Origin of the sequence: Blautia sp. JLR.GB0024 (genome assembly GCF_037000545.1) — a bacterium.
Taxonomy (GTDB): Bacteria; Bacillota; Clostridia; order Lachnospirales; family Lachnospiraceae; genus Blautia; species Blautia celeris.
In genome coordinates this window covers 138,765-155,000 of sequence record NZ_JBANBF010000011.1, presented here as the reverse complement: position 1 = coordinate 155,000, position 16,236 = coordinate 138,765, and the positions used below count along the sequence as shown (strand labels likewise).

The following is a 16,236-nucleotide window of genomic DNA, read 5'->3' as shown; positions in this document are numbered from 1 at the left end:
CAGGTTGAGATTCCTGTACTGCGATATGACAGAACTGTGGGGACACGTGTGGAGAGCACAACCCGGGAATGGAATCCCGGGGCAAGCGAGGTAGGGGTCTGGTAGGAAAAACCGCCAGGCAACCCGAAGGCGTGATGCGGACCGAACTAAAGTAGGGAAGTGTGTGAGCCATGCGTCAAGAAAAGCCGCTATTGTTCATATCGTACCCGTACCGTAAACCGACACAGGTGGATGAGGAGAGAATCCTAAGGCCGACGGAAGAAGCATTGCCAAGGAACTCGGCAAAATGACCCCGTAACTTCGGGAGAAGGGGTGCCATCGAGAGATGGCCGCAGAGAATAGGCTCAAGCAACTGTTTAGCAAAAACACAGGTCTATGCGAAACCGAAAGGTGAGGTATATGGGCTGACGCCTGCCCGGTGCTGGAAGGTTAAGAGGAGATGTCAGGAAACGAAGCATTGAATTTAAGCCCCAGTAAACGGCGGCCGTAACTATAACGGTCCTAAGGTAGCGAAATTCCTTGTCGGGTAAGTTCCGACCCGCACGAAAGGCGTAATGATTTGAGCGCTGTCTCGGCAATGCATCCGGTGAAATTGAAGTACCAGTGAAGATGCTGGTTACCTGCGCCAGGACGGAAAGACCCCATGGAGCTTTACTCCAGTTTGGTACTGGGGTCCGGTATTGCATGTACAGGATAGGTGGGAGGCTAAGAAGTGGTGACGCCAGTTGCCATGGAGCCGATGTTGGGATACCACCCTTGCAGTATTGGGCTTCTAACCAGCCGCCGTTAGCCGGCGGTGGGACAATGCCAGGCGGGGAGTTTGACTGGGGCGGTCGCCTCCGAAAGAGTATCGGAGGCGCCCAAAGGTTCCCTCAGAATGGTTGGAAACCATTCGCAGAGTGCAAAGGCAGAAGGGAGCTTGACTGCGACACCGACGGGTGGAGCAGGTACGAAAGTAGGGCTTAGTGATCCGGTGGTATTAAGTGGGAATGCCATCGCTCAACGGATAAAAGCTACCCTGGGGATAACAGGCTTATCACTCCCAAGAGTTCACATCGACGGAGTGGTTTGGCACCTCGATGTCGGCTCATCGCATCCTGGGGCTGTAGTAGGTCCCAAGGGTTGGGCTGTTCGCCCATTAAAGCGGTACGCGAGCTGGGTTCAGAACGTCGTGAGACAGTTCGGTCCCTATCCGGCGTGGGCGTAGGATATTTGAGAGGAGCTGTCCTTAGTACGAGAGGACCGGGATGGACGGGCCGCTGGTGTACCTGTTGCAGTGCCAACTGCATGGCAGGGTAGCCAAGCCTGGAAGGGATAAACGCTGAAGGCATCTAAGCGTGAAGCCCCCCTCAAGATGAGATATCCCATTCTTTAAAGAAGTAAGACCCCTTGAAGACGACGAGGTAGATAGGGCAGAGGTGGAAGTGCAGCAATGTATGGAGCTGACTGCTACTAATCGGTCGAGGGCTTGACCTGAGCACGGAAGTGCGAACGGCGGAGTTGAAAAAAGGTTTTTGAGTTTTGTATATGCGGTTTTGAAGGTACATAAAAGATATGTACATGATATCCTATGAACATGATTTGATGTTTATAGGATTTTTTATTTTACAGAAATAATGAACAGAAATATATCCGGCAGCAAAGGGCAGAATACGAAAAAATCCACAGTACACCAGTATTACAAGTGTACTGTGGATTTTTTTGTCTGCTCATAAATCAGATCAATGTTTTTCACGCTTCAGATCTTTGGAGAAGGACAGAAGCGCCAGCCCTAAAAGGAAAATACAGATATTGAAATAGAAGGGATAGGCCGGATTCAGGTCATAGAACCATCCGATCAGGCTGCCGAAGGGAACGGAAAGGGCAATCATCAGCATGTTATAAAGTGCATATATTCTGGAACGCTCCTTTTCATCTACGAACAGTGCCATAAGCGCGTCTTTCCTGGGAATGACAATAGCGTAAGCGGAGGATTCCAGGATTGTGTACAGCATAACCAGCAGGAGGTTTTTCTGCGGACAGAGAATCAGGAGTATATGGCTGGCTATGTAAATAAAAAATCCGATGATCATGGAGTTTCTGATCTTGAGCCGGTGAAACAGATTCTGCAGGAACACCACGAAGAGGATCATGATCACAGTCCTTATGAGCGGAAATACAGCCACCAGTTCTTCTGAGATATGCAGACTCTCTGTTATGTAGAGTGAAAAAAAGTTAGTAGTCGCAATCAGAAGTATATTGGTTAAAGTCATAATGTAGACCACAAGGCGCATCCTGGATGAGCGCAGGATCTGCATGAAGATTTCCTTATATCCGGTCAGCATGGAAAAATAGGACATATTCTTAGTCTCTTCCATTCGCTGCCGGCCAATCTTGGTTTCACCTCCGAATTTGTAAAGAAGAACAAATTTGGCTGTCATGGATATTCCTGACAGGAAGAAGATCACGCGAAATACAGGTACCAGATCATATATTTTCAGCAGCCAGATGGAAAGTGGTGCGAAGAATACAGAGAGCATACCGCATATCTGTATCAGGGTAAATGCATTGGTAATATGCTCCGGGGGACAGTCCTCAATAAACAGGCAGTTCCAGGAAGTATTGGTGATCTGAAAGGAGGCGTTGATGGCAGCCGCAATCAGAAAATGCCAGAAATTCTGGGAGAAGGCCCATATAAAACAGGGGATACTCCAGGAGATGGTGTCAAAGATCACAGTTGCCCTGCGCCGCCCCATTTTGTCAGTCAGGGCGCCTCCGATAAATGCAAAGAAAACCTGCAGCAGAAAACCAAGTGAGAGGGTAGTCCCGATCTCCAGGCTGGAAAGCCCGATCTTCCGCATATAAAGTGCCTGATACGGGGAAAAGAGGGAATAAGGGATGAACCAAAGAGGCTCTGTGCAGATAGACCATTTAGGGTTCCCTTTCAGCTGGAGGAAGGTCTGTACCAGAACATGGTTTCGGATTCTGTTTCTTAAGGGGTAAGATTTCATAATGAGTAAGCGTTCCTTTTCATCGTAATATTATAGAGAATCTTTTTTCATTATAAGGAAAGGCAGCCTTTAAGTAAAGCAGATAATCTCTTAAAATTCAACAAAATTTCACCATGGAAACAGTCGTTATGCTCAGAAAATCAGGCGTTTCTAAAAAAATGACACCAGATTAAAATTTGGGCCATTATGTGAGGAAAAGGCCGGAGATATAATAAAGCCATCTCAAAAGGAAGCAGCACCATAAAGCGTGCAGAATAAAAAACAGGAGGAATGAAAAGTATGAGAATGAAAAGAGCAGCGGCATTTACACTGGCCGGTCTGATGGCGGTTTCCATGACGGCATGTGGTTCAGGAAACGGGGGAAGTGCAAAGGGCAGTACATCTGACAGCACAGAGGAGACGAAAAATGAGGCGGCGGCTACAGCGGGGAAAAAGGATGCCTCTGAAAAGCTGGTCGTGTGGACACTGGCGGATGACCTGAAACAGTTTGCTGAGCGCTACTGTGAAAAGAACCCGGATGTACAGATAGAAACTGTGACCATCGCACCTGCAGATTATCCCACAAAGATACAGACAGCCATGCGCGGAAAACAGACCACTCCGGATATCATTGTAGGGGAACCGCAGATGCTGGAGGATATGTACGAGGCGGGATATTTCGAGGATTTGGATCAGGAGCCTTACAATGCCCAGGACTATGCGGATAAGATCGTAGACTATGTGTGGGATGTGGGAAAAGACGCAGACGGCGTGCAGAGAGCAATCTCCTATCAGATCACTCCCTGCGGTGTTTTTTACAGAAGGGATATTGCAGAGAAAGTGTTTGGGACGGATGACCCGGAGGAAATCGGTAACATGTTCCAGGATTATGACACGATTCTCTCAACAGGGGAGACACTCAGGGATGCCGGCTACAAAATATTTGCCTCTGACATGGAGATGACATATTTTTCCGGTGACAGCGCCTGGGTGGAGGACGGAAAGCTGAAGATAGATCAGGCCAGAATGGACTATCTTGACTCCTGCGTGAAGCTCTACCAGAACGATATGACAGCATACGTTGCCCAGTGGTCCACAACCTGGTATCAGGCTATGGGCGGTTCTGTGCCGGTGATCGACAAAGAAACAAACGTATGGGATGAGACCGAGATGGAGGAAGCTGCTGAGAACGGAAAGACAACAGAGATCTTTGCCTACGGCCTTCCCGCCTGGGGTGTGGTGACCATGCGAGACCATGTGGGCGACTTATCCGGAAAATGGGGAGTATGCGCAGGTCCTGCTTACGGATTCAGCGGCGGTACCTACATAGGCATCAGCGCTCTCAGTGAAAAGAAAGAGCTGGCCTGGGATTTCCTGAAATTCTGTACCTTGACGGAAGAGACACTGGACTGGTGGATCGAGGCTTCACAGGGAGACGTGGTATCTTATCTTCCATGTCTGGAAAAGCATAAAGAGGATGAAAATACGGTATACGGCGGTGAAAAATTATACCAGTTCTTCCTGGAACAGGCAGAGGGGATTGACTATTCTAAAGTCACCAAGTACGACAAGAAGATAAATGATGCATGGGCAGCGGCCATCGACTCCATCAAGACAGGAGAAAAGTCAAAAGAGGATGCAGTGGATGAATTTTACGATGTAGTAGCATCCACATATCCGGAGATTGAAATCCAGCGCTGAGTGTAACTGTGCAGACAGTTCTGTGTATAGAAAAGAGGGAAAAAATGGGAGAAAAGGCTGTGCCCGGAAAAAAGAAAAGAAACATTGAGTCAACCGGTTATTTCTTTGTTGCTCCGTTTGTGATTGCATTTATCATTTTCAGCGTCTATCCGGTGCTTCGGACATTTTATCTGAGCTTTACCGATTATAAGGGATTCGGGGATGCGGCGCTGACGGGAGGTGTGAATTATCTGCGTGTTCTTCAGGATAAATTTTTCTGGAGATCCCTGTGGAACACCGCGAAGATCTGGAGCGTAAATATTGTCCTGCAATTGGGACTGGCTTTGGCACTGACGATTGTGTTCAGTGATATCAAATATAAGATAAGAGGACTGGCAGTTTTCAGAGCCTTATATTACCTGCCGAATCTGATCGCGGCAACATCTGTTGCATTTCTCTTCAAAACACTGCTGGACTGGAGATACGGAACCCTGAACCAGATACTTGTGGGTTCCGGCGCTGTGGGCAGCCCGGTCAACTGGCTTGGCTCCACGGCCACAGCCCCCTATGTGATCTCCGTCATCAGCGCGTGGATGTGGTTTGGCAACTCCTTTATCATGCTGATGGCAGGGGTACAGGGTATTTCAAAAGATTATTTTGAAGCAGCGGCCATCGACGGGGCAGGGAGGATGAAAACTTTTACGAGAATTACACTGCCGCTTCTAAAGCCTATTATGCTGTATGTGGGAATCACATCACTAATCGGCGGACTGCAGATGTTTGACCTTCCGTTCCTTATCAGCGGCGGTACGGCGGGAAATCCAAGCGGCAGTACCCAGACAGTTGTTATGTATCTCTACAAATTCGGATTTGAGACAAATCAGGTGGGATATGCATCTGCTATTGCCTATGTATTGTTTATCATCATATTCCTGTTTTCCGCACTGCAGTTTAAAGTGATGTACGGCAGGAAAAAGGGAGGGAACTGATATGGCAGCAAAAGCGAAAAAGAGTATATTGTACATCATTCTGATCCTTCTGGCTGTTATATGCCTGATGCCTTTTGCGCTCATGATGGTAAATGCCACCAGAAGCGGTTCCGAGATCGTACATTCCTTTACACTGATCCCAAGCAATGCTCTGGCGCAGAACTGGGAGACCGTGTCCGGGTACTTTGACCTGTTCAAGGGAATCTTAAACAGTCTTATAGTATCTGTTCCGGCCACACTGTTATCTTCTTATTTCTCTGCCATGGCAGCTTACGGGCTTGTGATGTATAAATTTAAGGGAAACAAATTCATCAGCGGCGTCATCATTATTTTCATGATGATACCGGGCCAGCTCAGTATGATAGGATTTTACGACCTGATCACAAAAATGCATATGATCGATACCTACTGGCCGCTCATCCTCCCTGCCATTGCCGCTCCCGGCACCGTGTTTTTCCTGAGGCAGTATTGTGAGGGCGCTCTGCAGCCTGCCCTTATTGAGGCGGCCAGGATGGATGGGGCGAAGGAAATCTATATTTTCCATAAAGTTATCCTTCCCCTCATGTCACCCGGCATAGCTACTATGGCGATCGGTGCTTTCATCGGAAGCTGGAACAGTTACCTGATACCCCTTATCTTACTGAACACACCGGAAAAATTTACGCTTCCTGTCATGATCGCATCCCTGAATGCATCCACGGATATCACGGCAAACCAAGGAGCCATTTATCTGGCGGTTGCTATTTCCGTGATCCCGATTCTCATTGTGTTCGCATTCTGTTCCAAATACATCATCGGCAGTATATCAGCCGGAGGTGTCAAAGAGTAGGAACTGTGATATAATAAACAAAAGCTTGCTCATATTTGGAGGCTGCGGTTTCTGCCGCAGCCCCGGTCAAAAGAGAAGGAGCGGATAAAATGAGAAAGAAAAGGTATCTGCCCATGCTTGCGGCTTCCCTGGCCCTTGCAGGTCTTATGGGCGGCTGCGGGGATACCGGCCTTATGCCGGCCGGACGGGAAGAGGAGAAGACAGAGAGCAAAACGGCGGATCTGGACTGGTATATTAATTTTTCCTGGTTTACCACCACCTGGGGGAAGAGTGAGGTTTCCAAAGCTGTCACGGATCTTACAGGGGTCAATGTCCATTTTCTCTCCCCAAAAGGGGACGAGTCTGAAAAATTAAATGCCATGATCGCCGCTGATACCCTGCCGGATCTGGTCACTCTTGAATGGTCAGCAGCGCAGAATAGTGAAATGATAAAAAACGGACAGGTATATGCCCTGAATGAGCTTGCGGATCAATATGACCCGGGCTTTTATGACGTTCTGGATCAGGATGTACTGGATTGGTACAAACAGTCGGACGGAAATCTGTATGCCTATTACAACTCTTTCTATACCCCGCAGGATTATGAGGAGAACGAAGAGATTCCGTCCAATCAGGTATTTCTTGTGAGAAAGGATATCTACGAGGCATTGGGAGAACCGGATATGACAACGCCGGAGGGCTTTTCGGAAGCTGTAAAAAGAGCGGCGGAATTATTTCCGGAAGTAAACGGGGAACCTCTGATTCCCATCGGTGCGGATGAATTTACAGACAGGGGAAACGTTTCTTTTGGTCTGTATCTGCAGTCATTTCTGGCGGTACCTTATGAAAAAGACGGAATATATTATGACAGGAACACTGACCCGGATTATCTGGCATGGCTGAAGACGTTCCGGGAGCTTGCCGGTGAAGGGTATCTAAAGGACGAGATATTTGTGGACAAAAGGCTGCAGCTAAAAGAAAAATTTGAAAAGGGGCAGTATTTCTGTCTGCTTTACCAGTCTACAGATATTATTGACCAGCAGAGGAAGCTGGGAGAGACGAACCCGGACTGTGTGTATATTGCGGTGGAGGGACCGCGCAATCTGGCAGGGGATGATCCGCAGCTTCCGGTGGGCGGGATCTACGGATGGACAGCCACCTATATACCCAAAAACTGCAGTGATCCAAAGAAAGCACTGGAGTTATTAAAATACCTGATCAGCGAGGAAGGCCAGAAAATGACTTTCCTGGGTGTTGAGGGGAGTATGTACGATATGAAGGATGGCGTGCCTGTGGTGAGGCCGGAAGTAAAAGAACTGCTGTCCTCTGACAGGCAGGCCTATGACGAGCGCTACGGGGCAGACAATACCTACTGGATGATGCAGAATAATGTGATGCAGATGAAGTGGAAAAATGAGACAGATCCTGTGATCCGCCAGCTTCAGGAGTGGACCTATCCTTATACGATATATACATCCCAGTACAGTACAAATTTTAACGGGGACGCCGTGTTGGCTGCGCTGGAGGAAAAGCAGCAGAAAATATGGGGAGATACCCTGCCAAAACTGCTTCTTGCGGACAGTGATCAGGAATTTGACAGGATACTGCAGGACTATCTGGAGCTGAGAGCGGAAAACGGATATGACACCTATGCGGAGAACATGACGGAGGCTTACAGACAGAACAAGGAAAAACTGGGATTTTCAGAGGATTAGGCTATGGATAGAGTGGGGAATGTATTTGCGAATCTGAAACTGAATCAAAAGTTTACGCTTGCCATCATGCTGATTGTTGTCATGCCCATGGTGGGCTTTTCCATTTTTCTGTATCAGAACATATCCAAGAATACCTTGCAGCAGTCTGCCTCGGAGCTGGGCAATCAGGTGAAAGAGGATTATGGAACCATGCAGAGTATTGTGGAGTTCTCCAATATGTCTGCTCAGTCCTTTTTGGGAAACCAGGCATTAAAGGATATGCTGCTGCGCTTAAAAGACCATGAGGAGATCAGAACAGAAGATTACATAGCATTCAACAGGGATGATATCGCCCTGCTGGAACGCCTGGTGAACAGCAACCCCTATCTGTATCAGGTGCGTGTCTATGCGGACAGCAATACATTTCCGGAGATGATACCCATCCTCTATCACGGGGACAGAGTCTATGATTTTCCCTGGGGAGAGGATTACGAACCCGGCAAATGGCAGATCGACTATGCAGACGATTCCGTCACACATCTGATGGCGCTGATCAATGACGCGGAGGATGATTACGGGAACAAAATAGGGACCATTGAGACAGCGGTTTCCATGGATGAATTTTTTCCTGACATGTACCGGGGCGGTGAGCGCGTCTGGTCTTGTTTTGTGTCTGCGGACGGACAGGTAGCTGCGGATGACAGGGCAGCTTCAGAGAGCCCCTGGAAAGAGGCGGCAGCTAGAATGGCTGCCCGGACAGAGCAGCCCCCAAAGGAGATGGAGATGAAGAACATTACCCTTGAGGGGGAACCCGTCATATGGGTGAGCCAGCCTGTAAAGGAGCTGTCAGGAACCTATATTCAGGTTGCCAGCATTAAAGACCAGATGAATCGGCTTGCAGCTTATAAAAACCAGCTTCTGCTTATTCTGCTGGTTATTTTTCTATGTCTGGCGCTGGTCGTGAACAGCGTTGTGAAGGTACTTCTGCGGAAATTCTATCACATGCTCCTGGTGGTCCGGAAGGTACAGGAGGGGGACCTGGCACAGCGTGTATCCAACCCCGGCAGTGATGAGATGGGGGAGATGAGCACCCAGTTCAATAAGATGCTGGACCACATCCAGATTCTGATGAAGGAGAACATAAACAGGGAGGTCCTGATCAAGAACACAGAGATCAAGGCACTTCAAAACCAGATCAATGCGCATTTTATCTACAATGTTCTGGAGGCTGTCAAAATGATGGCTGAGATCAACGAGGAATATGAGATCTCGGACTCTGTGACAGCACTGGGCGAACTGCTCCGGTACGGTATGAAATGGACATCCAGCGATGTGACGATCCGCCAGGAGGTGGAGTATATAAAGAACTATATACAGCTTATGAACCTCCGTTATGACTACACCATCGGACTTTCCATCAATATACCGGATCATATCTATGAGCAGCAAATACCGAAGATGTCCCTGCAGCCCATTGTGGAAAATGCCATCTGCCATGGAATTGAGGAGACGGAAGAGGACTCTGTTATCTATATCAAAGCAGTCTGTCATGAGAAGGACTATGATATAGAGATCACAGATTCCGGAAAGGGAATGGATGAGCAGCAGATCGCGCTGCTGAAACGTAAGGTGAGTGGGGAGATTGAAGTGAGCGGCGGCTCAGGAAACGGAATCGGGCTTAAAAATGTACAGGACAGAATCCATATCCGTTTCGGGGAAAGCTATGGCCTGCATTTTGCGTCCAGGGAGGGGTGCTATACAAAGGTGAGTGTGCGCCTGCCGTATTCGGCGGCTCACATTCCGGAGGACAGCGGTACGTTTGGCGGTACAGAGAAAGAAAAGGGGATTGAGGAAAAAAGAGATGAAGACGCTGTTGATTGTGGAAGATGAAAAAATGATCCGCCAGGGAATCGCTGTTATGTCAAAGCGCAGCAAGGTGGAGATTCAGGAGATCCTTGAGTGCAGAAACGGCCTGGAGGCAATGAAGCTTCTGGAGGAGCGGGACATAGATGTAATGTTCACAGATATCCGCATGCCGAAGATGGATGGGATCGACCTGGTAAAGGAGACGGAAAAATTAAGCCGCAGGCCCAAAATAGTGGTCATCAGCGGATATGATGATTTTAATTACGCGGTGGAAATGCTGAAGCACGGTGTCCAGGACTATATCCTGAAACCTGTGAAAAGAGATAAAATAGAGGAGCTGCTGCAGAAGCTGGACGCGCAGATCATGGAGGAAAAGAAATGCGCGGGATTTGACAGACAGGCGTTTTCCAGGCAGATGATGTACTATCTGGAAAATCCCCAGGTTTCAGAGGAGGACCTGGCAGCGCTTAAGTGGAAATTTGAGCAGTATATGGGGCAGGAGTCCTATTACGCGGTGGCAGCGGGCAGAACCGGAGGGGGAAGACCCACCGGTGCTCTGTGTATGGAAAACGAGGGGCAGTGTATATTCTTCTGCCCCGGCAGTGCTGTCTATGAGGAGGAGCCGGATATGTGCGCGGGGATAAGCGGCCCGCATATCTCCTTTGAGGAGGCTGCAGATGCTTACAGGGAAGCCATGGAGGCCAGAATACAGGCCTTTTTGTACGGCAGCTCCCGGCGCTGCCGGTGCGGGGAGGAGAGCGGGAAAATCCCCGGTGATTTTGTGGAACGTTTTGTTCAGCAATTTCCGACAGAACATTTAGACCAGGCATTGATTTCCTTTCAGAATTATTTTTTTGAGGCAGAGCATGGGAAGATAGACGGGAGAGATATGACAGACACTGCCCGGAATCTGCAGAGAGCGCTGGAGGAGACCTATAAAAAGCTGCTCCCGGAAGAAGAACAGGATATTTTTCAAAGGGAACACCCCCTGGCATGGAGATGCGCAGAGGAATACCTGGAGGATTTTGTATCCTGGGTCAGACAGGCAGGGAGCTGCCTTGACCGGGTCTGTGACAGCAACCTGAACCACAGCAGAATCAGGGCAGCAGTGCGCTTTGTGGAGGAGAATTTCAGGAAGGATGTGAATATGGCTATGGTTTCCAATCACGTCTCCATGAACTATTCCCTGTTCTCCATTGCTTTCAAAGAATATACAGGCGTGAATTTTGTCAGCTATCTGAAAAAACTGAGGATTGAGGAGGCGAAACGTCTTCTGGAGACTACAGAGGAAAAGGTCCAGGATATCGGCCGGATGGCCGGATTTGAGAATGATAAGAATTTCCTGAAGTGTTTCAAGGCAGCCTGTGGGGTCTCGCCTTCAGAATACAGGAAAAATACGGCAATGAGAAAGTAAAAGTCAAAAGTCCGGGGACATAAAAAGCCGCACGTTCGATCATAAGATCGTCTGTGCGGCTTTTTCTATTGCTCTTAGATATGCATCCTTTTTCTGACCTCATTTCTCAGGCCGCTTCTTCTCAGGATGGTGATCAGTGCCCCGTCAATTATAACAGAACAGGTTAGCACTACAGCAGACCAGGACAGGGCCAGGGGTTCCTGATAGTAGTGCTGGATCAGTAGCTCAATACAGATTGTCAGAACCGCGATCTCCGCCAGAACCACTGCAGCCAGGGACAATATGGAGCGGTGCCTGTACCTGAGGCAGAAAGCAAAGATGAGGAAGAGCACTGTGATAATACCGATTATGGGAACGGCAAGCTGCACGTACCATCCTCTGCCCGGATGCAGCCAGGCAATGATGCCGAAATACATGGCAATGCTCAGACCGTCCAGAAAAAGGCTCACATAAGGATTTAATTTCGCCGAAAAAAACAGGGGCAGGAAAAAAATCCACAGAACTACACAGATCCCGATCACATACAGGGACCAGCTTCCGAACTGAAAGAAAAACAAATTTAACAGACCGCAGACCACCGCAGTGGTGGCCAGTATAACGGTCATGAGAATGGTGATATCACGCCGCGGCACCTGCTCGGCATGGCCTTCTAAGGAGGGGAAGGGTTTGGGCGCGGCAGTATCCGGCGGCTGTTTTGGATTGATGACTTTTGTATTGCACAGGGGACAGACTTTACAGGTCTTGTCAAGTTCCACCCCGCAGTTCACACAGTATGACATAAAGGATTCCTCCGAATTTATTTAATCCTCGGTTTCTCGGTTGCTCTCTATTTTGACCGAAATTCCGTCTGATACCAGTTTGCGGAAGAATATGCGTTCCACATCGGCTTCCACAATACTGCTGGCAAAACTTATGGTCAGGGTATTCTCGTAGCTGACTACCGCACAGTTGGTCCTGGCTGAAAACGGCTGGCCCATGAGAACATCAAAGCGCTCCACATAGGGTTTCATCTCCTCCGGGACCTGTACAATGCCAAGGTTGGTAAGCCCTGCCGTGGACTGCCGGTCCTGTACCCGGATGTAGAACTGTCTGACCACAAAATCCTTTAAAAAAAGAGGGACAATGCGGATGAAAGGGCTTTGCTGGGTGGCGGCATTGGTGGTGATGTCAGCATTTAAGAATTTGTTGTTGATATAATACCGCATATAGTGGTGTACCTGCACCAGGATTTCCTCAAAGGTGTATTCCCCCATTCTGGGATCAATGGAAGGATAGACCATGGTGATAAAATTCCGCAGCGTGATGGATGGAAAGAATTTGCGCAGGTTCACAGGCAGCGCAAGCTTCACGGGTTTTTCTCGGAATACGTGGTCAGCCTTTTGTTTTTCCAGAAGGGAGTAGAGAAGCACGGCATTTAAATATTCGGTTATGGATGCCTTATAGCTTCTGGCAACCTTAAGGATTTTATCCACGGGCATGATGCCGCTGATAATATTCAGGGTATAGAAGGGTTCCTTGGTTCCCCTGACCCGGTAGGCACTGCCCTGTGTGCGGGCCGGCTTTACCCTTGAGGAGGCATAGCGGATATAGGCGTCTTCCAGTTCCTCGGGGTCCGGCTCCTCATGGATATCCAGAACGCCGTCCCGGTTTGGTATCTCATGGCCCTGCAGGCGCAGATATACGGCTGTGATGGTCCGCAGCAGGTACAGGGCGCCGTTACCGTCGGAAAGGGAATGGAACATTTCCAGGGATATCTTGTTATGGTAATAGTATATCCGGATCAGATACCGGTTATTGGCCTTAAAGGACATAGGCATACAGGGATTCACAATGTCAGGCTGGACGAAGGGCCCGGGTCTGTCATTGGGCTCCAGATATCTCCAAAACAGCCCTTTTCTCAGTGCCACCTTGAAGGCAGGGAAACGGGGCAGTGCCAGGTCCACGGCTTTCTGCAGAAGGGGAGGGTCCACCTCCTCTTTCATGATAATGGTGATCCGATACACGCTGGAAAAGTTTTTTCGCTGCAGCGTGGGATATACATTTGCGGATAGATCTAATTTGTACCATGTAGCACGGTTTTTGTTTGTTTTTTTCTCCATAGGTTTATTATAAGGGGATGCGGGAAAATTATCAATAAAAACAGAAAAGAAACCGGAATGTTACTGTTCACGCAGTGAACAGTAACACCGGAATAGACGGATGGAAGGGACTGTGTTAGAATGAAACTATATTGCCAGGCCACTAAAAGCAGAAGGAGAATCCTATGGAAATAAATCTAAAGAGCAGCCAGAGCCTCATGAAAGCCATCAAAAAGATGCATACACTGGTAGAAAGCCCCGATGTGGAGAAGCAGAGGGCATCACAGGAAAATATAAGCGGCATTTTCTCAAAGAGCAAAGACATGAAATATGAAAATTTTGAGATAGAGGGAATTCCCGCCGAATGGGTCAGTGTGGACCGAAGGCATATGAAAAAATATGTGATCCTCTACTGCCACGGCGGCGGCTACAACACGGGGAGCTTCCGCTATGCCAGAAGTGTTACCAACAAGCTGGCCAGCACCACATCCATGGATGTACTCAGCTTTGATTACCGCCTTGCGCCGGAGTGTCCTTATCCGGCGGCTTTGGAGGACGCGGTCAAGGTCTGGGATCACCTCATGCATGTAGGTTATGGGGCCAGGGACGTAATCGTGGCAGGTGACTCCGCCGGGGGGAATCTGGCGCTTACCCTTGTGCAGAAATTAAAGGAACAGGGCCGCATTCTTCCAAGGGGCATCATCCTCTTCTCTCCCTGGACGGACCTTACAAAGAGCGGAAGATCCCATGAATTGAAAGCGGAGATCGACCCGATCCTTTCCGAGGAATATATCGATAAGGCAATCCGTGACTATGCGGACGGACAGGATCTGAGAAATCCCTTTATCTCGCCGCTTTTTGCGGATTTCACGGGATTTCCGCCCACCTATATCCAGGTGGGTGAGAATGAGATCCTGCTCTCCGATTCCCTGAATCTGCAGAAACGGCTGAGAAAGTTTCATGTGCAGGTACAGCTTGATTATTACAGCGGCATGTGGCATGTGTTTCAGATGTCACCTTTTAAGGCTGCTTATGATGCCATGGACCAGATGGCAGAATTTATCTTTGACATCTGCAGATAGTGTGGTCAGATGTAGTCCAGGATATAGAAGCCCATCATCAGGTAAAGCCGGGTCATAAAATCATCCAGGTTTGCCCCTGTAAGCTGGGTGATGCGGTTCAGCCGGTGGGGTAGGGTGCTTCTGTTTATTTTGAGGAGCTGAGCGGTGAGTGTGCTGTTCCGCTCATTCATGAGATAAGTCTTCAGGGTCTCGTACAGCTCCGTGCCGTGCTCTTTGTCGTAGTGGAGAAGCTGGTGCAGGGTATCCGGGGCAATGCTCTCCTTTGTGAACTCGCCTGTGCCCTCCAGCAGCCAGTATTTCAGCACATAGTCCTGGAATTCATTATACCAGTGGGGGACACGCTCCATCTGGCTGTAGCTCAGGGCGATCTGGGCCTGTTTTAAGTGGATGGGCAGTGTTGAGAAGCCGTGGAAGGGAAAGGATACGCCCATGCGCAGAAGCCCCTCCCTTATGATATAGGACATCTTCATGCGCAGGTCCTGAGGGGTGACCCGGCTTTTGCTGAGGTTGACCAGCAGATAAATATGGCCTTTATAGTAGCATGCATGGCATGCCTGGATGCGCTCCTCGATCTCATTGCAGATGCTGTACACGGACAGCTTCGTCACGTCTGTGCTCTCAAAGGAGATGATACCGCACAGGTACCGGTCTTCCTCCTCCCAACCCAGAATCTCCAGTTTGCGGCTGATATCAAGCCGGTCGGTCTCTGTGCCGCTTATAGTGTCTATGATCAGCTTTTCCAGCGGATGACGCTCGTCGTCCCCGGTATCGTTGCGCCGCAGAAGCGCCAGCTTAATGATCTCCGCAAAATAGGAAGCTATATAGAGCTGGCCGCGTGTCAGCGGTGTCTCCATCTCTGAGATGATAAATCTTCCCCTGTAACTCCCGTTCATCCACAGATTCACATAGATACAGCGGTCATTGTTGAAGTCGCTGTCCCAGAACTGTCCCCCAATGGTACTCAGTGTCTTTTTGTACGCCGGACTTGTCCGGAAGAAATTGATGGTGTTCAGATCCTGCATATACCGTTTGGTCTGTTCATTATAGGTAAAATTAAGTGCTCCCTCAAAATGGCGGGGACAGGCGAGAATATGGAAATACTCGTCGTGGATAAACACCGGATTGTGAAAATGCTCCAGCGCGGCAACGGTTATATCATACAGGCTTCCGTCCCGGTTCAAAATGTCGTTTAATTTTCTCTCAAGAAGGGCAAAGCACGCAAATATCTGCTGCAGAGTATTGAAGATTTCCGGCAGAGACATGGCATCGGGAAATATAAGGAGGCTGCAGGATGCGTGGAAGGTTCCTTTTTCGGGTTCCCCGGCCACGGCCAGAAAACCGTCAGGCAGCAAAAAAGGATGGGAGGACAGGGTTTTACAGTCAGCAAGATAAAGAAAGGCCCGGGACAGATCCTGCTGTCCGGTATAGAACTGTATGCCGGTCAGGCATGGTTCCTCGTTTGGCGGCAGCAGGGAAACCGGTATTTCACGTTCCTTCAGTTTTTCATATAAGATCTGCATGCTCAGCAGAAGGCCTGCGGACGCGTTGTAGTTTTCACTCATGGTATTCCCTCCAAATCTCAGATAACATGGCAAAATCCATCCGGATTCCGGCAAAGGCTGCGCAGCCCGCCGGAAAATGGACGGATTTTGAAAA

The 16,236-nt window shown here is 48.9% G+C and carries 11 protein-coding genes and 1 rRNA gene (1 of these 12 cut by a window edge); 8 read left to right on the top strand and 4 right to left on the bottom strand.

From position 1 onward, the window contains the following. Window positions 1-1,476: ribosomal RNA gene (locus V8Q34_RS20795) — 23S ribosomal RNA — on the top strand; it begins 1,409 nt to the left of the window's first position. Between the two features lie 245 nt (window positions 1,477-1,721). Here the strand turns inward: V8Q34_RS20795 and V8Q34_RS20790 are convergent. Further along, window positions 1,722-2,990: an MFS transporter gene (locus V8Q34_RS20790; protein ID WP_335836241.1), complete on the bottom strand. Its 1,269-nt coding sequence runs from the start codon at window positions 2,988-2,990 to the stop codon at window positions 1,722-1,724. Window positions 2,991-3,269: 279 nt separating this feature from the next. Between V8Q34_RS20790 and V8Q34_RS20785 the strand changes: the two genes are divergently transcribed. From V8Q34_RS20785 to V8Q34_RS20760, 6 genes are all read left to right on the top strand, one after another. After that, window positions 3,270-4,670 (top strand): ABC transporter substrate-binding protein, encoded by a 1,401-nt coding sequence (locus tag V8Q34_RS20785; RefSeq protein ID WP_033143730.1) that lies wholly within the window; start codon window positions 3,270-3,272, stop codon window positions 4,668-4,670. Between the two features lie 44 nt (window positions 4,671-4,714). Beyond that, entirely contained in the window at window positions 4,715-5,638 is a 924-nt protein-coding gene (locus V8Q34_RS20780; RefSeq protein WP_033143729.1) for a carbohydrate ABC transporter permease, read from the top strand. 1 nt (window position 5,639) lies between these two features. Further along, window positions 5,640-6,467 (top strand): carbohydrate ABC transporter permease, encoded by an 828-nt coding sequence (locus V8Q34_RS20775; protein WP_335836240.1) that lies wholly within the window; start codon window positions 5,640-5,642, stop codon window positions 6,465-6,467. Window positions 6,468-6,556: 89 nt separating this feature from the next. Then, a complete protein-coding gene (locus V8Q34_RS20770) occupies window positions 6,557-8,161 on the top strand; it encodes an extracellular solute-binding protein (protein ID WP_103732639.1) in 1,605 nt (534 codons plus the stop codon). A 3-nt stretch (window positions 8,162-8,164) separates the two neighbouring features. After that, window positions 8,165-10,030, top strand: coding sequence for a sensor histidine kinase (locus V8Q34_RS20765; protein ID WP_335836239.1), 1,866 nt, complete (start codon window positions 8,165-8,167; stop codon window positions 10,028-10,030). After that, window positions 10,002-11,420 carry a response regulator gene (locus V8Q34_RS20760; RefSeq protein WP_244807268.1) on the top strand — a complete coding sequence of 473 codons (1,419 nt, stop codon included), beginning with the start codon at window positions 10,002-10,004 and terminating at the stop codon, window positions 11,418-11,420. Before V8Q34_RS20765 ends, V8Q34_RS20760 begins: the two co-directional genes overlap by 29 nt. Before the next feature lie 74 nt (window positions 11,421-11,494). Here the strand turns inward: V8Q34_RS20760 and V8Q34_RS20755 are convergent, their stop codons facing one another. Beyond that, window positions 11,495-12,199: a DUF6320 domain-containing protein gene (locus V8Q34_RS20755; RefSeq protein ID WP_033143235.1), complete on the bottom strand. Its 705-nt coding sequence runs from the start codon at window positions 12,197-12,199 to the stop codon at window positions 11,495-11,497. Window positions 12,200-12,220: 21 nt separating this feature from the next. Then, on the bottom strand, window positions 12,221-13,519 hold the full coding sequence (locus V8Q34_RS20750; protein ID WP_103732000.1) for an alcohol acetyltransferase: 1,299 nt from the start codon (window positions 13,517-13,519) through the stop codon (window positions 12,221-12,223). A gap of 164 nt (window positions 13,520-13,683) precedes the next feature. On the opposite strand from V8Q34_RS20750, the gene V8Q34_RS20745 reads away from it, so the two are divergent. Next, the gene (locus V8Q34_RS20745; protein WP_054350769.1) at window positions 13,684-14,580 is read left to right on the top strand and encodes an alpha/beta hydrolase; all 897 of its coding nucleotides are present in this window, start codon (window positions 13,684-13,686) and stop codon (window positions 14,578-14,580) included. A 5-nt stretch (window positions 14,581-14,585) separates the two neighbouring features. On the opposite strand, the gene V8Q34_RS20740 is transcribed toward V8Q34_RS20745, so the two are convergent. Beyond that, window positions 14,586-16,142 carry a helix-turn-helix domain-containing protein gene (locus tag V8Q34_RS20740; protein ID WP_033143238.1) on the bottom strand — a complete coding sequence of 519 codons (1,557 nt, stop codon included), beginning with the start codon at window positions 16,140-16,142 and terminating at the stop codon, window positions 14,586-14,588. Between the last annotated feature and the right edge of the window lie 94 nt (window positions 16,143-16,236).